The following is a 24096-nucleotide window of genomic DNA, read 5'->3' on the forward strand; positions in this document are numbered from 1 at the left end:
ATCTATTTAAGCAAACCCTCACTAATCATTGTTTTTATCACAGCGTCAACTTGGCCGTCTGAGCTGTCATTAAGCAAGGAAGTTAATTGATCTACACTATACAGAACGTTCTGCTCAAGTTTTTGTAACGCACTAAGCACACTTGAGGAAACCAAAAGGACTTTATCACTGAAGACGTGATGGAGGATAACAGAGTAATCAAACTCGGCAACTAAAAAGTCATCGAGTTTGATTGCTGTTTGATAATGCTTCATTCCTACGTAGCGTATTAAACGTATGAACCATCAAAGTAATCATACAAGGTAAAGCCCACACCGTTTGGATCGTTAGCCCAATAGACAACCTGACCAGTGCTCATTGTGTAGCCATTACCGTTTAGCAATGCCGTAAATATAGCCAACACTTTATCCACAGCATAGCTCGTAGTTGGCTCACCTAATGTGATTTGACCATCAGCAGCATTTAAAAGAGCAGCAACAGCACTGGCTTCAATATCATTACCAAGCGGGCTGTTTACACCCGTTTTATTACGTAAAACTTCTAATAAGGTAACTTTATCGTCAAAAATTGAAACGTTAAAAATCTGATTAAAGCTGGCTGGGCTGCGACAGAATACAAGGTCTGTGTCTGCATCAACGTAATAACCGTTATCTTCACCCCATGTTGATACCGAAGCCGAGCATTCTAAAATAATATCATCTTCTTCAGCAGAACTTGCCAAGCTTGTTTCATAATCGGCTAGGTACTCGGCAGGCCACAACATAGCGTTATCGCGCCAGTAGGTTGCACTTCGCCCTGCCGCTTCCTGACAAGCAACGGATTCACTTGGGTGATGAGATGCAAAAGTAGCCGAATTAAATGCAGACGGCGCACATAACGCACCACCCCATGCAGTTCGGCTAGACATGGTGAAGATAACGGGCGCAGCTAAACCAGCTCCGAACAATTTACGGCGGCCACGGTTAACATTTTTTGAATGAGTCAAAGGGGTAGAATCTACCTCATTATTACTCGTCTCTTTATGATCCATCATTTGTTAATCCTGTTATCCCACTTAAGATAATATGTATATCTGAAATTTACGGCTCTGGACTCAGATATATACTTAACTTTTAAAGCAAAAAACGCACCAAACAACACAAAAACTCATATTAAACAGTGTGTTATATGTTTAAAAATCAAACCGGCAACATTTCAAACACTAAACATGTAAAAAAGGCTGACAAAACCAGCCTCATATTACACTAAACCTAAGGCAATACCTTTGCTCTATGTAACCAACTTCGACTAGAGACGCCATAGCTCAAGTGTTTTATCAGCAAAATCTTCCCTGCTCATTAGACACTTAACATCAACGACAACGGCATTTTCTTCAGCCAATGAGGCTAAATCATTGGCCGTTAGACGCTTATAATCAGAATGTGCGACGGCTAAAATGATGGCATCAGCTTTAGGTAAATCATCCCACTCAGAAAGCGAAACCCCATATTCATGAACCGCCTCTTCTTTATCCGCTATCGGATCGTGTACAGAAACCTGACAACAATAATCAGACAGTTCATTAATGATATCCTCTACCCGCGAGTTGCGTAAATCGGGGCAATCTTCTTTAAAGGTTAAGCCCAATATGGTGATTTTTGCACCATTCACTGGTTTACCGAGTTTAATCAGGCGCTTAACCGTTTGCTCCGCGATATACTTACCCATGCCGTCATTTGTTTGACGACCTGCCAAGATCACCTGTGGATGATGCCCTGCCTCTTCGGCCTTGAAAGTCAGATAATAAGGATCCACTCCAATGCAATGGCCGCCAACTAATCCTGGACGAAACGGCAGAAAATTCCATTTAGTCCCAGCCGCTTCAAGTACATCAAGCGTATCAATATCTAATTTATGGAAGATTAATGAGAGCTCGTTCATCAAAGCTATATTCAAATCACGCTGAGTATTCTCAATTACTTTAGCCGCTTCAGCCACTTTAACACTGGCCGCACGATGAACACCCGCATCGACAACTAATTCATATAATGTAGCGACCTTATCAAGCGTTTCAGCCGTGTCACCTGATACTATTTTAACAATCGTTTCTAGACGGTTAACTTTATCACCTGGGTTAATTCGCTCTGGCGAATACCCAATGAAAAACTGATCTGTATTTTTTAAAGGCTCTGCAGAGCCCCCCCATGTAAAACCAGACTCTTGTTCCAGTATGGGAATACAAACCTCTTCAGAGCAGCCTGGGTAGACAGTTGACTCAAATACAACAATTGCGCCTGGCTTTAAGTGAGAGCCTACAGTTCGGCAGGCACCTTCCAGAGGCGAGAGATCAGGCCTACGCGCTTTATCTATAGGGGTTGGTACAGCAACAACGATAATATCTGCTTCAGACAGTCGCGAAGGATCACTGGTGTACTCTAGCTTTGTAGCTAACGCTAAGCCGCCGTCTTCGACTTCACCACTTGGATCAAGCCCTTGACGATAATAGTTAAGCTTTTTCTCATCGAGGTCGAAACCGATTGTCGATATCTTTTTACCGAAAGCCACCGCCAGTGGCAAACCAACATAACCTAAACCAACTACAGCAATTTTTTCCATGGTTTATTCCGCTTCCATTCCAAATATCCAAGAGCCTTAATTAGAGCTCTGTAAAAAATACACTACCACACGCTAACACTAGTTACTCGAAAACCATTTCACCGTTTCTGATAAACCATCATTTATTCGATGGGTTGGTTTGTAACCAAGAAGCGTTATAGCCTTAGTTATATCCGCTTGCGAATGCCTAACATCACCCGAGCGAAAATCAGCATAATTAGCAGAAGCTTGGCTGATTTTAGGATCAATCTCTGAAAGCAAGCGCTTTAGTTGAGCGAACAACTCATTTAAGGTTGTGCGATCACCGACAGCAACATTATACACTTGATTTATCGCGGCTGGATCATCCGAAAGTGCTGCAAGCAAATTCATTTGCACGGCATTTTTTACAAAACAGAAATCACGAGACGTTTCACCATCTCCGTTAATCCGACAGGCTTCATGATCTTTTAACGTCTGACACCAACGCGGAATGACGGCGGCATAAGCGCCATTGGGGTCTTGTCGCGGTCCAAATACATTAAAATACCGAAGCCCCATAGTGGGTAGCTGATAAACACGGCTATAGACGTCGGCATAGAGTTCATTAACAAATTTTGTAACTGCATAAGGAGACAACGGGCGACCAATGGTATCTTCTTGTTTAGGCAGTCCTGGATGGTCACCATAGGTCGATGAGGAAGCCGCATATACAAAGCGTTTAATACCGGACAGCCGAGAAGCTTCTAGCATATTCAAGAAGCCGTTAACGTTTGATTCGTGGGTAAGGATCGGGGTTTCAATGGAGCGAGGTACACTACCTAACGCCGCTTGATGCAACACAAAATCAACCCCATCAACGGAATCCTGACAATCGCTTAAACTGCGGATATCACGTTGGTAAAAACTGAAGTTTGACCATAGGGAGGGACCTACAATCTCTTCGACTTCATCTAAATTTGACTGACGACCCGTAGAAAAATTATCAATGCCTACCACCTTCTGGTTCAGCGTTAGTAATTCTTCTAGTAAATGGGAACCGATAAAACCAGCAACACCGGTAACTAACCAAGTGTATTGGCAAGAACTTAATTGATCACGAACCCTGTCAATTGCAGACATGAGACAACCTTTTATCTGATCCTTGATAAGTGCAGACTGCACTTTACTCCTCGAACTCGTTTACAATATTAATGCCTATTCATTACAATTTCACATGAAATTTAAAGCAAAGGTGCTTTATTAGACATTTTCAGGGAATAAATCGCGCTAAATGGATATTACAAGCAGTATCGGCCTTGCTGGCTACGCCCTTTCTTTTTTGCTGTTTTCGCTGTTAGCGCTCACCTGCTTCATTTCTGCCAAAAACGTCAACAGCCAAACTCGACTAAAAGTACTGCTTATCACCTGCTCTATTTGGGCTGCTTCAATTACGAGTGCGTATTTATTCAACTACGCCTCTTTACTCATTATTCACACGACTGAATTACTAAGAAGCGTAACGTGGGTAGTTTTTCTCCTTGCTCTAGCCGCTCCAGAAAATACGCATCCGCCTCAACTGTTTAGCGCTATCACTCAGTCCAAAAAAAATATAACCCTGATTATAGCGACCTTAACTCTGCTCTCATTGGCTCCTCTTTTTATCCCCGAAACAACATTAGCATCCTATCCACAGCTGTTAGAATTACCTGTTATCTTACGCATAATTATGTCTGTCGTTTCGCTACTTCTTATCGAGCAGATATACCGAAACTCGGACCGTGTCCGACGCTGGGCCGTCAAACACTTATGCTTAGGAGCTGGTTTAATCCACGCATATGACTTCTATTTGTTCGCCGACGCCGCTTTATTTAAGCAACTGGATAATAATTTATGGGATGCAAGAGGTGCTATTAACGCTATCGCCATTCCTCTAATCGCACTTTCAATCGCCAGAATGCCCAGCTGGACACTCAAATTACAAATTTCGCGACGCCTAGTATTTCATACTGCCACGTTGTCTGGGGCTGGCATCTACCTTATAACTATGGCTGCAGCTGGATATTTCATCAAATTTTACGGTGGAAATTGGGGCAGCGTCATACAAACCGTTTTTATCATAGGTGCTGCCCTCCTCCTTTTCACTCTGCTATTTTCAGATAAAATTCGCTCAAATATTAGAGTACAACTCAATAAACACTTTTTTTCGTATAAATACGACTACAGGGATGAGTGGCTAAAATTCACTGCCCTACTGTCCGATAATACCAACGACACACCTGAACGAATTTGTATCGCTTTCGCCACCATAACTAAAAGCCCAGGATGCATCCTGTGGAGCCGAAACACCCAGGGTGTCTACGAACGGGTTGCCGACTTCCACATGCCAGAAAGCATCAATTTCCAAGCCAATGAAAGTCTTACTCACTTTTTAGAAACTTCTCAATGGGTTATAGACTTAGACGAGTACAAATCCACGCCACAGCGTTACCCAAACTTGGTCATTCCTGACAACATTCTATCTGTACCGCAAGCATGGCTACTTCTACCATTAGTATTTAATGAAGTCTTGTGTGGCGTGATTCTCATAAAACGCTCATCGTTTATCACTGTTATCAACTGGGAAGACAGAGACCTCCTAAAAATCTCAGGAAAACAAGCCGCCATTCTTTTATCACAACACCAAGCCAGTAAAGCCCTGATAGAGGCTCAACAGTTCGAGGCATTCAATCGTCTTTCCGCCTACATCGTTCATGATTTAAAAAACATATTGGCACAGCAATCTCTCATTGTTACCAACGCTGAAAAGCATAAACACAACCCTGTCTTTGTTGACGATGTCATAAAAACAGTTAAAAACTCAGTGCAACGAATGACAAAGCTGATGGACCAAATGAGAAATGGGATGCGTGGAAAACACCCTAAGCGCCTTGAGCTCAATGTTCTTTGCGAACAAACCTGCCAACGATTTTTACAGAGCCAGCCAACACCACAGTTACTATTAACCGACCCAATTTACATTTTTGCCGACATGGAGCAGCTATCCAACGTGATCGGCCATCTAGTACAAAATGCTATTGACGCGACTTCTAAAGCTGGCGAAGTGGTCATCAAAATTAGCCAATCCCAAACCGAAGCGCTCATCGAAATTATTGATTCTGGTTCAGGGATGGATGCACAATTTATTAAAACACGTTTGTTTAAACCGTTTGATTCTACAAAAGGGCTTACGGGTATGGGCATTGGCGCTTACGAGAGTCGCGAGGTGATACGCGCACTTGGTGGTGATATCAACGTTAGCAGCCAGATAGGCTTAGGATCGCACTTTACTGTCCGTCTGCCTTTAATCATGGAATAATAGGCGTATCGCTCACATTGAGCAAAGGGAAGAATTACGTGAATGGAATATCAAAAAATCTACTCATCGTAGAAGACGACGAAGGTCTACAAAGCCAGCTACGCTGGTGCTTTGATGACTTTGAAGTATCCATAGCAGGTACACGTGAAGAGGCGATTACACACTTACGCCGTAATGAACCTGGTGTTGTGTTACTAGACCTTGGACTACCTCCAGACCCTGGTGGCACCACGGAAGGCTTTGCTACATTACAAGAGATTCTGCGACTCACACCTGAAACTAAAGTTATTGTCATCACTGGTGATAATGACAGAGCGAATGCGGTTAAGGCTATAGCGCTGGGTGCTTACGATTTTTATCAGAAACCAGCTGATCCTGAAATCTTAAAGCTTATAGTTAATCGAGCGTATCAAGTTTTCGAACTTGAGCTTGAAAATAAGCGCCTGCAGTTAAACAGCCATCAATCTATGCCACTAGATGGCATTATCGCAAACAGTGCCAGCATGCTTAAAGCATGCCGTACAATAGAGAAAATAGCGCCATCCGACATCAGCACTTTGCTGCTTGGCGCAAGCGGAACGGGCAAAGAACTGTTTGCTCAGGCCATACATAATCTGAGCAACCGTTCAAACAAAAAGCTAGTCGCGATAAATTGCGCAGCAATCCCTGAAAACTTACTGGAAAGCGAGCTTTTTGGTTATGAGAAAGGCGCATTCACGGGCGCCGTCAAACAAACGATCGGCAAATTCGAAATGGCAGATGGTGGCACTATATTCTTAGATGAAATAGGCGATTTGCCCTACGAGCTTCAAGCCAAGTTATTACGCTTCCTACAGGAACGAGTCATTGAAAGGGTTGGCGGACGCAAAGAAATCCCAATCGATGCGCGAATAATTTGCGCCACCCATCAAAACTTAGCTGAACATATTAAAGAAGGACGCTTCAGGGAAGACTTGTTTTACCGCATCAGCGAAATAACGATAAATATCCCCGCTGTTCGGGAGAGAGAAGGAGACGCTCTGCTTATAGCCAAAGCTTTTCTAACCCGCTTCAACCAAGAGTACGGTAAAAGCTTACGAGGCTTTAGTCCTGAAGCGATTCAGGCAATTGAGTCCTATGACTGGCCAGGTAACGTCAGAGAATTAGAAAGCAAAATAAAGCGCGCCGTCATAATGACTGATGGTTTACTGGTAGAGTCTGACGACCTAGATATAGACGATACAGACTCAACAGATACCCCACCTCTCAATTTAAAACAAATAAGAGAAGAAGCCGAGCGCAAAGCTATCTTACGCGCGCTTCAACATGCCAACCAAAGTATTTCAGACACAGCAAAGCTATTAGGAATTACCAGGCCGACCTTATACAGCATGTTCGAGAAATACGATATCCACCCTAAAAACCAATAAAAAAGCCGCTGCAATAACTACAGCGGCTTAAAGTTCTTTCGGCTAATCCAAGTTACAGGAAGGCTACCGCGATCCTTTTTGGAATAACACGACTTCGACTGTTTGAATTAAAATATACATATCTAAAAAGAAACTATGATTCTTTACGTAATACAAGTCGTATTGAAGCTTCTGCAAAGAGTCCTCATCAGAGGCTCCATAGGGGTAGCACAATTGCGCCCAGCCAGTGACGCCAGGGCTCACTCGATGACGCTCACCATACAGTGCATTCAAATCATTCAGATGATCAACAAACTGTGGGCGTTCAGGCCTTGGCCCGACCAAACTCATATCTCCGATTAAAACATTCCATAGCTGCGGCAATTCATCAATGCGAAATTTACGAATAATATTGCCTACACGTGTAACACGTGGGTCGTTTTTCTGTGCCCATTGAACTTTGCCCGAGGATTCAGCATCAGTTCGCATACTTCGAAATTTATATACATCAAAAGGAAGGCCGTTTTTTCCGACCCGTTGTTGCTTGTAAAAGATAGGCCCCTTACCCTTACTTTCAATCCAAATCGCCAAGGCGGTAACTAAGATAAAAGGTGAAAAAAGAGTAATTAAAAACACACTAGCCAAAAGATCAATAAAGCGCTTTTTAATGGCTCTCCACGCATCAGGGTTAAAACCGCGCGAGTAAATCATCCAGCCGGGATTAAACAAATCCAGCTCAATCACCCCTCTCTCACGTTCAAAGAAATCCAACATATCATTGATAGCGATCCCGCTCATCCGACAACGAAGCAATTGATCGACGTGCAACGACTGCCGACGGTCATCCATCGCAATTATAATTTCATCAATATTATGCTCAACCGCCCATTCAGAAAGACAAGCCTGATGAGTTACAACCTTAGCACCATCGACTAAAGCCTCGCCGGTTTCGTGACTTGAGGCCTCAACAAAACCAACTAACTCGAAACCTCTTCGATCAGCCTTTCGGCGCAAACGGTTAATATGGGATGCTCGATGGCCAGTACCGTATACTAATATTCGCCTTTTAAGCAGTATGCCATCGACCCAACGATAGAAGGCAGCCCTGATAAGCAATATAACAATTGCTGAAGCCGCTGCCGCCGTAATGCCAAGCGTGAATAAAGGATACCCTCTAATCCACACGGTAACGACATTGATTAGATATAAGCTAATTGTGGATAAAATTAAAGCAGCGAAAATTCGCTTTAGAACATAAGCAGAATCAGCGCGCTGCCGTGTATCGTAGAGACCTACTGACGACAAGAAAAAGGCTAACATCAAAGGGGGGAATAGCATGCGGATTGCATCGCCTAGCCCCTCAACTTGCCAACCAGATAGAAAACTCATCAACGCCGATAGCGCAACAAACTCAGTGGCCGCCAGCAAAAGAAATTGGCCATGGACGTAATGGTTGAAAAGGCGAAATTTACCAACAAAAAGAGAGCCATTACGCTTTGATCCCTTTTTGTCATTTAAGTTAGCCGCATCTAACGCGATTGAATCTGAACGCGTGTATGCAGAGGCGCTGACTTTTTCCATTACAAACATCCCTGGCTATAAGCCCTTAATCTTTGAAAAGATTAGTGTTTCAACGTGCTCAGAAGCCGAGCTTCTGTACTACATGAACGAATGAAACATCTTTAATCCTTAAAGATGCTACAACAAAAAGACTCGTTTAAGTGGTGTAATATACACCATCACATATGATTTCTAAAGCAACCAATACCAATTTGGCTCAAGCTACTTTGCTATATTTTTCCAAGCTCGGTAATAGTTGTTGGTATACAACATCATAGAGCTCTTTTAACTCAGGTTTTATTCCTTCATAGGCCGCATTAGTTTCAATAACATAAGGGGCTCTCACTCCATGATAGTCCATATTTTCACCCGCTTTTACAAAATTGAAACCAGATCGTTTAAGCAAACGAGGCAAAAAAGGCTCCATCATTGCAAACACCTTCTCGCGCTGAAAATGCTTTGCCAAAACTGTCGTCGCTAAGAATGCTGAGACAGCTATTATAGGAAATAAACGTTTTTCTGCCTCATCAAACTGTAAAGCATACAGGTTACCGAAACGCGCACTTTTTTCACTCTCACGCCGCCTAAAGGTAGCATCTACAGCTAAACGTGAAATTTCTCCCAACCCCACTCGCTCCCCCCCTAAAAGGGCAAGAGATTCATCATTTAGTGCTTTTGAGCAATACTTCTCCAATGGCAAAACTGCCTTTTGGTTATCTCTTAATGTTGCAGGAACAAGCCTTACGCAAGCAGCCGTATAGCCTGAGGAACGGTGAGTAATAAGGCAGTGATACGAAATATCATCAAAGTCATCTTTCTCCATTTCACTGGTGAAATTCTCTTTTTCCTCATACTCAAACTCTTCGCAATACACACGGTAACGCGTCTTATATGCTTCTAGCTTTTCTTCTTCCGTAATAGCTAAGCTGACACAAAAGTATTCATTAAAATTCTCTGCTAGAGATAATGTCATAGTACACCCAGTGTCTCAATATTGAGACAGATAAAAAAACTTAACTCACTTAATATCTCAAGACTAGTTCAAGAACAGAGGATTATCATGAAAAATAATCAAGTCGCATATAATGATTAACACTTACATGGTAAATTGAGCGGGTAAAGTTGACATGGAAATAGAGTCAGTTATGAAGCCCTCTTTTTTAGAAAAAAGCATCATCAGTAAAATACTTTCTGTTGCATTAGCTACAGCTATAATGACAGGCTGTAATTCAAGCGATAAAACTTACGCTGAATATATAGAAGAATCTGAAAAGTATATACAAAACAAAGAATTTAAAAGCGCTGAGATTAGCTTAAAGAATGCTATTCAGAAATCACCCGATGCCCCCGAGTCCCGCTTCCTGTTAGGCAAACTTTACTTTGATACAGGCAATACTCCTATTGCCGCCGTAGAACTTCGCAGAGCTGTGCAGTTAGGCGCCAATTCACCCCAGGCTTTTACTACATTAGGAAAAGCCCTACTGCAGATTGGCGACACTGATACTGTAATCGAGAAGTTCGTCGTTTTCCCTGATGACTCTGAACAACTTAAAGCCATAAAAAAAAGCTTTAGTGGCGATGCACTACTGAGCAATAGGCAAGTAGATAATGCCAAAATAATGTACGACCAAGCTCTCCAATTTGACCCTAATAATGTTCGAGCTCAACTTGGATTGGCCAAAGTCTCTGTTATCAACAATCAGCTTGATCTCGCATTTGAAAAGGTCGATGCGACCATTGAAAGCAACGAATCAGATGCTAGCGCCTGGATTACTAAAGCGGATCTGTACCGTATCCAAAAAAATTCAAGTAACACAATTGCCTCTTTTCAAAAAGCACTCGAGCTTTCACAAGGCAAAGCTCCCGATACCACGTACATTGCTATTCGTAACTTGAGCTATGAATACCTGCATGCTATGGATTTGGAAAAAGCCTCAGCGGTCTTAGAGAAGCTTCCCGCCGCCTATAAGAAACAATCACTCTCCGACCCTATGATTAATTACGTCAGAGCGTTCATTGCATTTGATAACAAGGACATTCCTAAAGCCAAGGAGTATGCTGAAAAAGTACTACCTAGCTCCAAATTTCCTTTCATACTCCTCCTCCTTGGCAATCTAAACCTCCAAGAGAACAACTTAGAACAAGCAGAACAACAGCTAGAAGCCTTTACCAAACTATACCCCAATCATCCAACGGGTAATAAACTGCTAGCGATGGCGCAAATAAAGCAGAACAACTTACAATCGGCTTCTGAAACACTATCGGGAATTATTGATCGCTCGGGCAGTAACGTTGACACATCCACTATCGCCTTACTGGCTAATGTCAACCTCCGATCGGGAGATGCCAAAAATAGTGAAAAGTACTTCAAGATGGCCTTGGAACAACAACCAGAAAACGAAAATTTTAAGTTTGGCCTCGCCCAAAGCTATTTCCTACAAAGCAACACGGAAGAAGCCATTGCAGAACTCGCCAACATCCCAGAAAACAGTAAAAATCGTATTTTAGCCTCTCTAGCGATTGCTGAAGCCTTAACGCGAGAAAAAAGGTTTGATGAAGCCATTAAAGAAGTAGAGAAGCTTCCCTCAAACTTAGCTAACAATGCCATTATCCCGAGCTTTAAGGGTACCGTTTACCTATTTGACCAGCAATTAGATAAAGCTGAAGAGCATTTTAATAACGCCCTAAATATTAAACCTAATTATGCACCTGCTATTCGACAGCTAGCCTATATAGACTCAATAAAAGGCGACAGCCAGTCAATGATAAAACGTCTAGGCCAAGCGAACACAGATATCCCTGACAACTACCCACTTACAATTGATTACGCAAAAGCACTATTCCAAACAGGCGCAAAAGACCAAGCTATAGAAGAGCTTCAAAAGGCAATTAAACTTCGCCCTCAAAGCGACGAAGCGCGTATCCTGTTAAGCAAAATAGAGCTCACTAACGAGAAACCTGTTGCCGCTATCGCACAGCTCAATGCTTTAAATAATGCCAACACAGCGGAAGCTCAGATTTTACTTGGAAGATCTCGCTTCATGATAGGAGAATACATTACTGCTTTAGATGCATTTAAAAAAGCATACGAAATTTCCCCGTCCGCCAATACAGCTCTCTTAGTATACGAAACATACAAAAAATCCGGGCAAACATTGCAAGCATCTGATTATTTGAATAGGCAAAAGAAAAACCACAGCGACTCAGAGCCTTTCTTAATCATCGCCATCAACGAGGCGATCAGAAGCAACGATATCAAGGAAGCCAACACGCTTACTGACACACTAAGCACTCTAACCCCCGAGAGCAAAGCCTTACACCCATTACGCGCCACAATCCTAAGCAAGCAAAAATACGAAACAGCTGAACAAGCCCTGAAAAAAGCCTTCTCTGAAACTGAAAATATTGCATACGCGAACGCACTGATTAGCGTATACAGCAAAAATAATGAGCTACCAAAAGCTGTTGAGTTCACAAAAGCACAAATTAAAGCGCAAAAAGAGAGCGACTTCTTTTACACAGCCCTTGGAAGCCTGTATCTAACCTCTCAAGATAACAAAAATGCACTGGTAACTTATGAACAAGCACTCACAGCCAACCCCAATAATGTAATAGCGCTTAATAACTCGGCTTGGCTGCTGAAAGACAGTGATAAAGAAAAAGCAAAATCACTTATCAATCGAGCTCTTGAGCTCGCACCTAACAATAAAGACGTTTTAGACACAGCCAAGGAAGTTGGTCTTTAGAGGACTGGCTGACTAGGAGGTAAGTTTAAGCTGTGGCAATAGCATGTTAGTTATTGCCACAGCTCCTTGCTTAGACAGGTGATAAACATCATCAAAACCCGAAGCGTTTCCGTAATAAGGGTCCGGTATCTCTAGCCCCTCCTCTCCCAAACAATCTAAAAACAAAGGCACTTGATACCGGTATTCTTTCGCCACCCTATCCTGTACTTGCTTATCAACAGCCAACACTAAATCGTATTCAGAAAACTCTTCAGGCAAAACTTGTTTTGATCGGTGCGAACATAATACAAAATCGTGTTCATGCGCGAGCCGATAGACACGCGGATCTGGCCTAGAGCCCACCATAGACACAGACACACCGGCCGACTTGACCGATACCACATGATCCGCGCCTTGGCGCTTTAACTCATCAATAATCAACGCGGCTGCCAAAGGTGATCGACACATATTCTCCATACATAAAACTAAGAGTCGCACCTGAGGCTTCACTAAGCCTAATTTATAAGCCAACTTACTTCGACTTAACAACATCATAGGCTTCCCTTCCGCCCGCTACTAAAATGCTAGCGCAAATTATGAACATGCCGAACAGGAATGGCATAACTAATACCGCTGGGGTTTTCCAATACACTTTCTTTAGTGCCTTTAACATAAACACTGTTTAACACCCCGATAACCGCCCCGGTCTCAGGGTCATAGAGAGGACTGCCGCTGTTTCCCGGGTAAGCGGATGTATCCAATTGATAGACATTGAGAGGCGATCTAAGTCTTTTTATTTGTGCCGCAGTCAACGATTTAGATGAAAATGCAGGCATTACCACCGGTGTTACCGCCGAAATTATGCCTTTATTGGTAACAGGGTATAAACCCAACACCATGCCCAATGGGTAGCCAGTAAAGGCCACTTCTTTACCTTCGTCTATCAATGAAGCGTTCGCAAGCGTCAAAGGCTTTACCTTACCTTCAATTCGTAAAATAGCTAAGTCGTGCTCTAGGTCGACTTTATGCACAACGGCTGGATAGGCTTTGGCACGCTCACCTTGGCCGACAAAAACAACCATTTTCTCATTTTTAGCTATATCAACCTCATGGCTAGAGATTACATGATAGTTAGTCACGATTTCATTACCCGCCCCTATGGCAAACCCTGTTCCCCAATAGGTCGACGGTTTCTTACCACGCGGTACAGCTTTGGGCGGATATGCAGCGCCCACAGCAACCACACTTGGTTTAACTTGCTTGATGGTTTGACTGAGATCAGCATGCGCAGAGTAGGAGCACGCCAGCAATAAGATACAAAGAAAATGGCTTATCGAAAATGTTTTCATATTGCGCATCCTTGAAACGAGCTTAATTCCATAACGTATACACATACTACCCAAAAGCTATAGAATGAACCAAGGATTCATGCAGCTAAAGGAATTATTTCATGCTCGCCACGTTGGACGACTTGATTACACAACAAGCACAGCGCACACCAGAGTCACCCGCCCTTCGCCTCAAAGACACTACGCTTAGTTACCGTGAACTCAACGAAGCCATTGATAGAGCCGCTTCTGCATTTATAGCAGCGGGCATTAAGTCCAATGACCGGGTTGCTGTCTATTTACCTAAGACACTAGAGGCTGTGATTACCTTATTCGCCGCTTCCCGCGCATCGGCTGTTTTTGTACCAATCAACCCGTTGCTTAAGCCCGCTCAGGTTAGCTACATCCTAAATGACTGCCATGTCCGACTAGTCGTCACATCATCCGATCGCACTCACTTATTAAAGGATGTTATCAATACCTGTCCATACTTAAGCGACATCGTCCTGACCGATTCAAAACTAGGTCCGGAGGTTGCATCTATTTGCTTTACCACATGGTCTACTTTTTCGGAAACGCCTAAGGCTCAATTCCCTAAGCGCATCGACAGTGATCTCGCTGCTATTTTGTACACTTCAGGCAGCACGGGTAACCCCAAAGGGGTCGTTTTAACCCATCGCAACATGCTTACGGGCGCGCAAAGCGTTGCAAGCTACTTAAAAAATACATCAGATGATGTGCTTTTAGCCGTTTTACCTCTTAGTTTTGACTATGGTTTAAGCCAACTTACCACAGCCTTTCACGTAGGTGCGAGCGTGGTTCTAATGGATTATTTACTCCCTCGCGACGTAATTAAAGCAGTTAGCCGTTACTCTATAACAGGGTTAGCAGGCGTGCCCCCTCTATGGAACCAACTCGCCCAACTGGATTGGCCTGAAGAAACAAGGGGAACATTGCGCTATATCACAAACAGTGGCGGCGCCATGCCTGTCTCTACGACAAAACTATTTAGAGAAAAACTACCTACTACTGAAATTTATTTAATGTATGGCCTAACAGAAGCATTCAGGTCTACGTTTTTGCCGCCTGAAGAAGTTGATATACGTCCTGAATCGATGGGCAAAGCAATACCGAACGCAGAGGTATTAGTTTTAAGAGAAGACGGCTCAGAGTGCGACATAGACGAACCCGGAGAGCTGGTTCACCGTGGCCCGCTTGTATCACTCGGCTATTGGAATGACCCTGCTAAAACTGCGGTTCGTTTCAAGCCCATACCCACAGGCGGCTGTACTGAAGTGCCGCTTACAGAAATAGCGGTTTGGTCAGGAGACCGTGTAAAGAAAGATAAAGATGGCTATCTGTACTTTATAAGTAGAGCTGATGAAATGATTAAGACCTCAGGCTACCGCGTAAGCCCAACAGAGGTTGAAGAAGTCGTATATGCTTCGGGACTAGCAAAAGAACTTGTCGCCATAGGTGCCAAGCACCCACAATTAGGTGAAGCGATCATTCTGATACTGGTGACGGACACTGAGATCGAAACAAGCGAATTTGTGCGTTATTTTCAGCGCAACCTTCCCGCTTATATGCACCCCAAACATTATGTACATGTAACGGAATTACCTCGAAACCAAAACGGCAAAATCGACCGTAAAATGCTAGCCGAGCAATACAGCAATCACTTTATGGAGCTAGAATCGTGAATAAGCCCAAGCATGCACCAATGACACAGTTTTCATCACATGAAGGCGAACTAGTTTCAGGTGGGCAGCCCATATCCCGTATAGCTGCGCGCGTAGGATCCACACCTTTTTATCTTTATGACCGCAGCATAATGACCCGTAAAGTGGCCGAATTACGTCGTTATTTCCCGGATTCTCTACATCTGCATTATGCGATCAAAGCCAATTCGATGCCGGCTGTTGTAAATCACATGGCTGCAATTACCGATGGCCTTGATGTAGCATCAGTGGCTGAAATGCATGTCGCACTTGATACAGGAATACCAGCCGAATTAATTAGTTTCGCTGGTCCTGGAAAAACACGTGAAGAACTTCGCTCAGCAATAGCGGCTGGGGTAATTATCAACGTCGAGTCTCCTCTCGAACTAGATCGCATTATTCATATCAGCGAAGCTTTATCAATTAAGGCGCTTGTTGCTTTACGCGTAAATCCAGATTTTGAACTAAAGTCATCAGGCATGCGCATGGGAGGCGGAGCAAAACCTTTTGGTATTGATGCCGAGCAAATCCCAGCTCTTATAAAATCCATTCCCTCAAACCTTGTCACCTTCAAGGGATTCCATATTTTTAGTGGCTCACAAAACTTAAAACCAGAGTCCATTATTGAAGCTCAAACCAAAACACTTGAACTGGCCTACCGGTTAGCTGAAGGTGTCGAAAATGACATTACGTGGCTAAATATTGGCGGCGGCCTTGGTATTCCATATTTTCCGGGCGAACAGCCGCTCGAACTTGAAACAATCGCCACCAATCTTGAGCAACAACTCGCGATTTGCAAAAACAAACTGCCCAATGCTCAAGTGGTCATGGAATTAGGTCGCTACTTAGTAGGTGAGGCCGGCCTATACATCGCCGAGGTTACTGACATTAAAGAATCGCGCGGCGAAACCTTCGTCATTACCAATGGTGGTTTACATCACCATTTATCGGCGTCAGGCAATTTTGGCCAAGTCATTCGTAAGAATTATCCGGTTTGTGTTGCCAACAAGATGGAGGCTGACACGCTTCACAAGGTTAGTGTCGTAGGGCCATTGTGCACACCGTTGGATATTATCGCGGATAAGCTTGAGCTTGCACCTCTGGAAATTGGTGATTTAATCGCCGTTTACCAATCTGGAGCATACGGCTTTACTGCAAGCCCTCGGGATTTTTTAAGCCAACCACAACCCAAACAAATACTTATTTAGCCGCCTTTTGATCAAGTTGCTGTACCCACCGAGCTGTGGCATCAGCGACTTGATCACGCCACCGCTGCGTAGAAAAGGTATGGTCTGCATCCTCGACCTCAAGCGATTCCACCATACTACTTTCAAACCACGCCGATAACCCGTCCTGTCCTTTCATAGCTAAGCGAAACTCAGCTGCTGTCAGATCATTCTCGCTCAAGATAACAAGCGACCTTCCTGCAAAAACTTGCAAATGCGCATTCAAGCGTGCAGGTAAGTCGAGTCCTGATTCTAAACGAGGTAACGATGCCTGCGGACATGATTTATCGGTAGCACTAGACACTGAAAACCGTGTTTTAATCAAAGCGGCAAAGGAGCTAATAGACTGCTTGATATTCACGCCGCCACTGAACAATTTTTTCCAAAAGCTTTTTGATAAAACGCGCTCTAAATAATAATGTTTTAACATCGCTTCAGCCTCGCCCTGCTCACTTCTTACCCATGGATTAAGCAGCACTAAACCAGCAACACGCTTATCACTGGGAGCATAGAAAACCGAAGCGGTAGCTGCATCACACAACCCCCACAGCACAACACGCTTGATTGAAGGCTTGTGAATCAACAGTGCATCAACAACCGATCGAATGTCGTCATCAACCGACTCAAAACCAAGCAGTTCGCCAGACGAATCTCCCATACCCCGGTAATCAAATCGAACGCTCGTGATACCTTGAGCTGCTAGGTGTCTAGATAGCAATAAAAACTGTCGATGACTGCCTACCCGATACTGCGGGCCACCCACTACTATAATAACAGCGGTATCTGATAGATTCGCACCTGCTCCTTCATGCAGCAAGCAGCTAAGGGCAACCCCATTACAGATTACTTTGAGCGGTTTACTTTCGCCTTCAGTAGTGTTCACAGACGTCAGTGCTGGCGGCCCACATAATGCAGGGCCCAACAAACTAGCTGTTTGCGTGATCAGCTCAGGATTACTGACTAACTCTTGCGTACCCCAAAAAGCGTCACCTAGGACATTTTTCACATCCACTACGAGCACATCCGATAGCTGCTCAACCAGGCGGCGCGCTGGCAAATTTAGCTCTACTTCACGACTGTTAATATCAACCCAAAATACCTGCTCAGCTTTAGCAAAATCGTTTACGCGCAGAGAAAGCCCTTCCAGTTGCTTAGGCATATCAGGATGTATACCGTACCCTGCTATCTCTACTAAAGATTCCCCATCAGATATTAGTGACTTAAGCTCATTAGCTGTTTCTCGCTGGCCCGACATCATAGAAGCCGCTATGCGTAGTCGTAAAAATTGAGTAAACATCAACTTTCCGTCAAGCACGGGAGCCCAAAACAAAAAGCGATCAAAAACAGGGCTCTGTTGAGCAACTGCACCTGCCAATAAACACCCCGCTCTTAACCCCCAAGCAACAAAGTGCTGAACACCTTGCTCAACAAGCAATGATATTAAGAAATTATAATCGGCAACCCAGCGATGTGGTGTCGCTTCACTAAAGTCACCTTCGCTATCGCCGGTTCCAAATGGATCCAGCACCAAGACTCGATAGCCTTGATGAGCTAAAGCCTCTGCTTGCAGGTGTACGAGATGGCGAGATTTATTCATTTCCTCAGCAAACGCAGGGAAATGAATAACACATGACGAAGATTCCTTCCCGTAGTCACATAAAAAAAGGGCTCCATTAGGGCCCTTTATGAAATAACTATCCATAGACATTAAGCCAATTTCGCGTTAACGAACTGCTGCAATGCACCAACGGTTTCAAAGATATCAGCACTCATCTCGTCATCATCAACGACAAAGCCATAATTATCTTCTAACGCGCCAATCACCATAACAACAGCCATTGAATCAAATTCAGGAATGCTGCCTAACAGTGCTGTGGACTCATCAAATTGTTCTGCCCTGTCACCCAATTGCAAAACGCTATCAAGTACAGTGACGATTTCCTGAACAGCAACCAAAACAACCTCCTGTCATATACAGTTCAGTAAAAAACGCTATGATACTCGTTATCCTGTATCAGGATAAGTAATGACACACAAAAACCAATAAAAAAGTATTCTTAACAGGACAAATATCAACGAGATAGCTAGAATAGCTTTTCATCAGAGGATGATGATGCCAGTAATAGTCAGCAAGGAATGGAAGTAGGCATGGCAACGGACGCGCAAAACACGCTCAACAGCAATCCCCAACCTTCTCTCACGAGCCATCTACACTTATCTCTGGTTTTAGAGAAGGGTGAATCACTCTTTGGTCATGACAATCTCACAATTCATGCGGCCGACAGAATTATTCGTGGCGAAGAAGAAACTATAGTTATTGCCGGCCATCCTTATTTTGTAGGTCTGAATACACCAACAGACCAGCAATTATATGATCAAATAACCTCAGAAAACTTTTCGCCAGAATCGTTACAAGGCTCATTTGTCGTAGCTAGGCTCAACAATAGCCTAGGCACGTTGACACTTTACACCGACAAGTTTGCAACCGTACCTGCATTTTGGCATCAAAAGCCGCATAGTCGTGAATGTCATATTAGCAGCTTGCTTTCAGATATTAACCAAGACGGTGAGCTCTCAAACCAATCGCTGTACGATTATGTGTACTTTCACATGATCCCTGCACCCAACACGGCCTATAGCCAATATCAGAAATTATCGGCTGCAACACAGTTAACCATCACTTCTCAATTAGAAGGGACAACTGATACTTACTGGGTACCGCATTTCAACCTAAAACAAAGCACAAGCGCTGCAGCATTAAGCAAAGAACTGCGTATTGCTATGAAAAACGCGGTTGAACGATGTATAGCACCTAACTGTGCTGCATTTCTCAGTGGTGGCTTAGACAGCTCTACCGTAGCCGGTATGCTGTCAGAAATAGATCCATCTCAAAGCGAAGCTTATTCTATTGGCTTCTCTGCAGAAGGCTATGATGAAATGGCTTACGCACGCATCACAGCCAAAAAGTTTGGTATTAATCTCCATGAATATTATGTGACACCTGAGGACATTGTTAGCGCCTTGCATAAGGTAATCCCGAGCTTTGATGAGCCCTTTGGCAACTCGTCTGCCCTACCAGCCTATTTTTGCTCTAAAGTAGCCAAAGAGAACAATGTCGCCACAATGTTAGCCGGGGATGGTGGCGATGAGTTATTTGCAGGCAATGAACGCTATGCCAAACAGGCTGTCTTCGAATTTTATCGTTCTGTCCCTAAAATTCTCCGCTCTGGCATTATCGAGCCCTTATTAGAACAAAGAGAATTTTCAAACAGGTTTCTAGCCAAAGCGCAAAGTTATATTAAACAAGCAAAGCTCGGCTTACCTGCAAGATTGCAAACTTACAACTTCTTAGAACGAGACGATGTAGCTGGGATTTTCACAGCAGACTTTTTAGAAAAAGTCGACTTAGAACAACCCATGTTGTTACAGCAGTCTCTTTACAATCAGCCTATTAATGCCAGCATGCTTAATAGAATGATGTATTTAGACTGGCAAATCACGCTAGCCGATAATGACCTAGTTAAAGTCAACAATGCTTGTCGCATCAATGAAGTCAATGTGCGCTACCCGATGCTCGATGACGAGCTAGTTTATTTATCATTAAAAATTGAAGATCAATTAAAGCTGAAAGGCTCACAATTACGCCATTTTTACAAAGAGACTTTTAAAAACTGGCTACCCGATGAAACAATCAACAAGTCAAAACACGGCTTTGGGTTACCATTTGGTGTGTGGATGGAAACTTATTCTCCGCTGAGCGAGTTGGCTTATGATTCTTTAAGTGAACTTAAAAAACGCAATATTATTGAACCGGCCTATATCGATAAGCTAATTAAAGATCATAAAGAGGGTCATGCAGCCTATTATGGTGAGATGATTTGGGTATTAATGTCCTTAGAAATTTGGTTAAAGGCCCGACATGGCTAGCACAATCAATTTCAGCGTAGTCATACCCGCGTATAACTGTGAAGCGACGATTTCTGCCACATTGGACAGTGTGCGCTCACAATCTTACCCCGTAAGTGAAATCATTGTAGTTAATGATGGATCTTCAGATAAAACAGCTGAAATCCTATCTAACGAATCCAATATTCGAGTCATTGACCAAAAAAACGCGGGGGTCTCTCATGCGAGGAATGCAGGCATTAAAGCCTGCCAGTATGATTACATCGCCTTTGTTGATGCCGATGATATATGGCTGCCGGATAAAATAGAAAATATCGTTAGGTTAATAGAATTACACCCCAATGCGATTGGCTACTACACTTACTTTCACCCATGGTTTGAAAAGGATGAAAGCAAAGAGGCAGCCATATCAGGTATCCAAAGCAAGCAACAAAACTACAACATTGAATGCGATTGGATCTACCACAAACAGCTCATCACCAACCACGTCCTAACAAGTACGGCAGTGGTTCGCCGAACGGCCTTAGAAGATACGGGACTGTTTGATACAGAACTTCCGGTTGCGGAAGACTGGGATTTAATGCTCCGCCTCAGTCGAAAAGGCCTCTTTTGCAAAATAGAAAAGCCATTGACGTTATACAAACTCGACCATGACTCTTTAACCTCGACGATTAAAACCAGAGATTTTGCAAGCGCAGTAGTGAACTCTGCCATAGTAAAGTATGGCTACCAGAGTCCAGATGGGCAGAGCGTCAATATTAAAGATTACAAACAGCGAGCCTATCGTCGCCATCTAGAATATGGAGCCCTCGCATACAAATCTGGGCAATTTGATAAGGCATACAAAGCATTTACAAGCGCGCTTACTAAAAAAATAACTGTAAAATGTTTTATCTATCTAGCACTCAGTGGATTGCGTAAATGAAGCCGTATTACTTTAAATCTGCACAAGGCAATGTAGGTGATGATATCAATGAGTGGATTTGGAAAGAGCTCCTTGATAACAAAATCGACGACAATAGTGACCACTTACTTATTGGCATAGGAACACTACTAAATCACCGGATTCCACAAGCCTCTCAGTATACAGTTATTAGTTCAGGAATCGGCTATGGAAACCTGCCTCCACTCTCCCAAGGCCATTGGAATTTTGTAGGCGTTAGAGGTCCTATTACTAAAAAAACACTGGGTATTCATTCAGATCTCAGTTTGTTAGACGGGGCCTACCTGCTCCCTCAATTGCGCAGACTACCAGCTAATAATGGTTCTCGCATAGGTTACATTCCACATGTCGAAAGTATAATTCTTGGAAATTGGGAGGCAGTATGCTCCCATGCAGATATATTATTAATAGATCCAAGACAATCAATTGAAGACTTTTTGTCCGCATTGTCCCACTGTGATTTTGTAATTACAGAAGCAATGCACGGAGCAATCATAGCGGATGCCTACGGTATACCTTGGGTACCAGCCAAAGCACATGATCATATCAACGAACGAAAATGGCAGGATTGGTCGCAATCAGTAGAAGTAGACATTCAATTTAACTACTTAAACCCTGTCTGGAAGGATGAAGACTATACGCTGGGCCGCTATCTAAAACATACCATCAAACGTAATGCTTTAATAAAAAGCTGCTTCGGTAAACACTATACCCCAGCCCCTAACGCAACGAGCAGTAAGCAAGTCATAGCCACAACCGCCGCTAAACTAAAAAAAATAGCACAAACAGTTCACCCACAGCTGTCCTCCCGTCCGCTAATTACATCCAAAGTACAGCGCCTTAACGACGAGCTCAATAAAATCAAAGACGCTTAAAAGGTAACAAGCCACATATGATATCAAACAATTTTGACCTTACTGTGTAGATAGAAGCCAACCAAACAAGAGTGTAGACAGCGGAGCAAGCCAACAAATACACCAGACCGCTCAAAGCGACAGCCATAGCCGCACTCAGCATTTCTATGCACAAGAAACAAACACCTGTAACTACTACAGGCTTGGTAAGAACAACAAGCAGCTCTGAAACTTTAATACCCAACGCTTTAAGACAGTAATGAAAAGACAGACTTAACGTAAAGAATCTTGATAGTATCAACGCCATCAATATAAACTTGAAACCCAAAAAAGCCCCCATTAACAAAAAGGAGGCAGAAAAAACCTGTGAAATGGTCTGCGTCTTCACATCTAAATTAATTAGCCCTTTCGATATCAGCACCTGAGAATTAAATGAGTAAACGGCTGCCGCTGCCGCTGCCACACATAAGAAGTTCAATATAGGGGATGCCCCTACCCATTGTTCTCCAAATAAGAACTGTATAATCTCAGTTGAGAAAAATGATAGGAAGAGAAAGAAAGGCCACGCAAGTGTTGTAATAAACTCTATCGTTTGTAAAAAATCTTCTTTGATATCGCTGCCCGATTTAAGCTTATTAACCAGGTGCGGTAATAAAACTGGAAATATCCCCTGAAGCACCCCCATATTGAAAATTTTAATTAACCCATTTGCTCGACTATATAAGCCAACGTTGATCATACCGTGAAACTTTGCAATAAGAATTTCAGGCAACTGATTAACGAACATAGAGATGACTGATATGTAGGAAGATTTAGTACCAAATGAAAATACACTAGTGATAACAGACCAGCGCGGGATAGCAATTTTAACACGCTGCCTAAAAAAGCTACTTAAGACAACGATCGTCACTATTCCACTCAAACTACCCCATGCCAAGCTCATATAACTAAAGCCTAAATAGGCTAACGTGATAGATAATATACTCGATACAACAACCGAAGAAACATTAATAAAAAACAATTTCTTAAACTGCATATCTTTACGTAATAGATTAAGAGAAACAGAGCCAAACGGTATAAAAGCAAAACCCAAACTAGATACTAATACAACTGACTGCAGTTCAGACCGCTCAAAGAAGTTTGCGATTGGCATTGAAAAACAAAATAAAGAAAGACCAATTGTATATGACCAGAAGAATGTAACAAGGAAAGCCGAAACGACCTTCTCATCAGTTAATTCACGTTCTTGAACAATATAGTTAGACACGCCGAAATCCCTAACCATATGAGCGACAACTGTTATGGTAGCTATGACGGAATATATTCCTACTTCTTCTGGTGTTAATAAACGCGCTAGGATGAGTGTAGAAACGAAACCAACCAGAATTTCACTGTACTTTTGAGAAAATGAAAAAAGCAACGATTTTTTAACTGAATCCATCAGAGAAATTCCAAAAACAAAAAAGTAAGTATATGGCTTTATACTGGAACTATAAATTAATATAACTTAAAATTTAAACAAATATCGCCAGGG

Annotated in this window: 19 protein-coding genes; 8 read left to right on the forward strand and 11 right to left on the reverse strand. The window is 43.0% G+C overall.

Going from position 1 to position 24096, the window contains the following annotated elements; genetic code table 11:
- Positions 1 to 2: 2 nt before the first annotated feature.
- The 4 genes from OW491_RS15280 to OW491_RS15295 all read right to left on the reverse strand — a co-directional run bounded on the left by OW491_RS15280 (position 3) and on the right by OW491_RS15295 (position 3696).
- A complete protein-coding gene (locus tag OW491_RS15280) occupies positions 3 to 254 on the reverse strand; it encodes a hypothetical protein (protein ID WP_215150253.1) in 252 nt (83 codons plus the stop codon).
- Positions 255 to 268: 14 nt separating this feature from the next.
- Positions 269 to 1033, reverse strand: a complete 765-nt coding sequence (locus OW491_RS15285; RefSeq protein ID WP_075171386.1) for a hypothetical protein — start codon at positions 1031 to 1033, stop codon at positions 269 to 271.
- A gap of 254 nt (positions 1034 to 1287) precedes the next feature.
- Complete coding sequence (locus tag OW491_RS15290) at positions 1288 to 2595, reverse strand: nucleotide sugar dehydrogenase (protein ID WP_290036763.1); 1308 nt, start codon at positions 2593 to 2595, stop codon at positions 1288 to 1290.
- Positions 2596 to 2673: 78 nt separating this feature from the next.
- On the reverse strand, positions 2674 to 3696 hold the full coding sequence (locus OW491_RS15295) for an SDR family oxidoreductase (protein WP_075178678.1): 1023 nt from the start codon (positions 3694 to 3696) through the stop codon (positions 2674 to 2676).
- A gap of 151 nt (positions 3697 to 3847) precedes the next feature.
- Between OW491_RS15295 and prsK the strand changes: the two genes are divergently transcribed.
- Together prsK and prsR are read left to right on the forward strand one after the other, a co-directional pair.
- Positions 3848 to 5911, forward strand: coding sequence for an XrtA/PEP-CTERM system histidine kinase PrsK (prsK, locus tag OW491_RS15300; protein WP_290036764.1), 2064 nt, complete (start codon positions 3848 to 3850; stop codon positions 5909 to 5911).
- A 38-nt stretch (positions 5912 to 5949) separates the two neighbouring features.
- Positions 5950 to 7320 carry a PEP-CTERM-box response regulator transcription factor gene (gene prsR, locus OW491_RS15305; protein WP_075178676.1) on the forward strand — a complete coding sequence of 457 codons (1371 nt, stop codon included), beginning with the start codon at positions 5950 to 5952 and terminating at the stop codon, positions 7318 to 7320.
- Positions 7321 to 7383: 63 nt separating this feature from the next.
- On the opposite strand, the gene OW491_RS15310 is transcribed toward prsR, so the two are convergent.
- Together OW491_RS15310 and OW491_RS15315 are read right to left on the reverse strand one after the other, a co-directional pair.
- Positions 7384 to 8880, reverse strand: a complete 1497-nt coding sequence (locus OW491_RS15310) for a TIGR03013 family XrtA/PEP-CTERM system glycosyltransferase (RefSeq protein WP_170870311.1) — start codon at positions 8878 to 8880, stop codon at positions 7384 to 7386.
- Between the two features lie 196 nt (positions 8881 to 9076).
- Entirely contained in the window at positions 9077 to 9832 is a 756-nt protein-coding gene (locus tag OW491_RS15315; RefSeq protein WP_290036765.1) for a PEP-CTERM/exosortase system-associated acyltransferase, read from the reverse strand.
- A 172-nt stretch (positions 9833 to 10004) separates the two neighbouring features.
- Here OW491_RS15315 and prsT point away from each other — a divergent pair, with 172 nt between their 5' ends.
- On the forward strand, positions 10005 to 12605 hold the full coding sequence (gene prsT, locus OW491_RS15320) for an XrtA/PEP-CTERM system TPR-repeat protein PrsT (protein ID WP_290036766.1): 2601 nt from the start codon (positions 10005 to 10007) through the stop codon (positions 12603 to 12605).
- A 12-nt stretch (positions 12606 to 12617) separates the two neighbouring features.
- Here the strand turns inward: prsT and OW491_RS15325 are convergent, their stop codons facing one another.
- Positions 12618 to 13139: a hypothetical protein gene (locus tag OW491_RS15325; RefSeq protein WP_178968161.1), complete on the reverse strand. Its 522-nt coding sequence runs from the start codon at positions 13137 to 13139 to the stop codon at positions 12618 to 12620.
- Between the two features lie 29 nt (positions 13140 to 13168).
- Positions 13169 to 13933: a serine protease gene (locus OW491_RS15330; RefSeq protein ID WP_290036767.1), complete on the reverse strand. Its 765-nt coding sequence runs from the start codon at positions 13931 to 13933 to the stop codon at positions 13169 to 13171.
- Positions 13934 to 14034: 101 nt separating this feature from the next.
- On the opposite strand from OW491_RS15330, the gene OW491_RS15335 reads away from it, so the two are divergent.
- Entirely contained in the window at positions 14035 to 15615 is a 1581-nt protein-coding gene (locus tag OW491_RS15335; RefSeq protein ID WP_290036768.1) for an acyl-CoA ligase (AMP-forming), exosortase A system-associated, read from the forward strand.
- The gene (locus OW491_RS15340; protein WP_215150274.1) at positions 15612 to 16841 is read left to right on the forward strand and encodes a pyridoxal-dependent decarboxylase, exosortase A system-associated; all 1230 of its coding nucleotides are present in this window, start codon (positions 15612 to 15614) and stop codon (positions 16839 to 16841) included. The genes OW491_RS15335 and OW491_RS15340 overlap by 4 nt, the downstream gene beginning before the upstream one ends.
- Here the strand turns inward: OW491_RS15340 and OW491_RS15345 are convergent.
- Together OW491_RS15345 and OW491_RS15350 are read right to left on the reverse strand one after the other, a co-directional pair.
- Complete coding sequence (locus OW491_RS15345; protein ID WP_354669563.1) at positions 16834 to 18567, reverse strand: hydrolase 1, exosortase A system-associated; 1734 nt, start codon at positions 18565 to 18567, stop codon at positions 16834 to 16836. The two genes, OW491_RS15340 and OW491_RS15345, sit on opposite strands and share 8 nt — an antisense overlap.
- Positions 18567 to 18815 (reverse strand): acyl carrier protein, encoded by a 249-nt coding sequence (locus OW491_RS15350; RefSeq protein ID WP_075178672.1) that lies wholly within the window; start codon positions 18813 to 18815, stop codon positions 18567 to 18569. The genes OW491_RS15345 and OW491_RS15350 overlap by 1 nt, the downstream gene beginning before the upstream one ends.
- Before the next feature lie 192 nt (positions 18816 to 19007).
- Here OW491_RS15350 and OW491_RS15355 point away from each other — a divergent pair, with 192 nt between their 5' ends.
- Genes OW491_RS15355 through OW491_RS15365 form a run of 3 tightly spaced genes read left to right on the forward strand, consistent with a single transcriptional unit; the run spans position 19008 to position 22583 of the window.
- Positions 19008 to 20786, forward strand: coding sequence for an asparagine synthase C-terminal domain-containing protein (locus OW491_RS15355; protein ID WP_290036770.1), 1779 nt, complete (start codon positions 19008 to 19010; stop codon positions 20784 to 20786).
- Entirely contained in the window at positions 20779 to 21690 is a 912-nt protein-coding gene (locus OW491_RS15360; protein ID WP_290036771.1) for a glycosyltransferase family A protein, read from the forward strand. The genes OW491_RS15355 and OW491_RS15360 overlap by 8 nt, the downstream gene beginning before the upstream one ends.
- Positions 21687 to 22583, forward strand: coding sequence for a polysaccharide pyruvyl transferase family protein (locus OW491_RS15365; protein ID WP_290036773.1), 897 nt, complete (start codon positions 21687 to 21689; stop codon positions 22581 to 22583). Before OW491_RS15360 ends, OW491_RS15365 begins: the two co-directional genes overlap by 4 nt.
- On the opposite strand, the gene OW491_RS15370 is transcribed toward OW491_RS15365, so the two are convergent.
- The gene (locus OW491_RS15370) at positions 22570 to 24003 is read right to left on the reverse strand and encodes an oligosaccharide flippase family protein (RefSeq protein WP_290036775.1); all 1434 of its coding nucleotides are present in this window, start codon (positions 24001 to 24003) and stop codon (positions 22570 to 22572) included. The genes OW491_RS15365 and OW491_RS15370 overlap by 14 nt on opposite strands.
- Positions 24004 to 24096 lie beyond the last annotated feature (93 nt).

The sequence above is a fragment of the Neptunomonas sp. CHC150 genome (assembly GCF_030397555.1).
Lineage (GTDB): Bacteria > Pseudomonadota > Gammaproteobacteria > Pseudomonadales > Balneatricaceae > Neptunomonas > Neptunomonas phycophila.

What these genes read in the sequence shown, in the direction of transcription:
- OW491_RS15280 (WP_215150253.1), bottom strand. Translation starts at nt 254, where the DNA reads ATGAAGCATTATCAAACAGCAATCAAACTCGATGACTTTTTAGTTGCC.
- OW491_RS15285 (WP_075171386.1), bottom strand. Translation starts at nt 1,033, where the DNA reads ATGATGGATCATAAAGAGACGAGTAATAATGAGGTAGATTCTACCCCT.
- OW491_RS15290 (WP_290036763.1), bottom strand. Translation starts at nt 2,595, where the DNA reads ATGGAAAAAATTGCTGTAGTTGGTTTAGGTTATGTTGGTTTGCCACTG.
- OW491_RS15295 (WP_075178678.1), bottom strand. Translation starts at nt 3,696, where the DNA reads ATGTCTGCAATTGACAGGGTTCGTGATCAATTAAGTTCTTGCCAATAC.
- prsK (WP_290036764.1), top strand. Translation starts at nt 3,848, where the DNA reads ATGGATATTACAAGCAGTATCGGCCTTGCTGGCTACGCCCTTTCTTTT.
- OW491_RS15310 (WP_170870311.1), bottom strand. Translation starts at nt 8,880, where the DNA reads ATGGAAAAAGTCAGCGCCTCTGCATACACGCGTTCAGATTCAATCGCG.
- OW491_RS15315 (WP_290036765.1), bottom strand. Translation starts at nt 9,832, where the DNA reads ATGACATTATCTCTAGCAGAGAATTTTAATGAATACTTTTGTGTCAGC.
- prsT (WP_290036766.1), top strand. Translation starts at nt 10,005, where the DNA reads ATGAAGCCCTCTTTTTTAGAAAAAAGCATCATCAGTAAAATACTTTCT.
- OW491_RS15325 (WP_178968161.1), bottom strand. Translation starts at nt 13,139, where the DNA reads ATGATGTTGTTAAGTCGAAGTAAGTTGGCTTATAAATTAGGCTTAGTG.
- OW491_RS15330 (WP_290036767.1), bottom strand. Translation starts at nt 13,933, where the DNA reads ATGAAAACATTTTCGATAAGCCATTTTCTTTGTATCTTATTGCTGGCG.
- OW491_RS15335 (WP_290036768.1), top strand. Translation starts at nt 14,035, where the DNA reads ATGCTCGCCACGTTGGACGACTTGATTACACAACAAGCACAGCGCACA.
- OW491_RS15345 (WP_354669563.1), bottom strand. Translation starts at nt 18,567, where the DNA reads ATGTCTATGGATAGTTATTTCATAAAGGGCCCTAATGGAGCCCTTTTT.
- OW491_RS15355 (WP_290036770.1), top strand. Translation starts at nt 19,008, where the DNA reads ATGGCAACGGACGCGCAAAACACGCTCAACAGCAATCCCCAACCTTCT.
- OW491_RS15360 (WP_290036771.1), top strand. Translation starts at nt 20,779, where the DNA reads ATGGCTAGCACAATCAATTTCAGCGTAGTCATACCCGCGTATAACTGT.
- OW491_RS15365 (WP_290036773.1), top strand. Translation starts at nt 21,687, where the DNA reads ATGAAGCCGTATTACTTTAAATCTGCACAAGGCAATGTAGGTGATGAT.
- OW491_RS15370 (WP_290036775.1), bottom strand. Translation starts at nt 24,003, where the DNA reads ATGGATTCAGTTAAAAAATCGTTGCTTTTTTCATTTTCTCAAAAGTAC.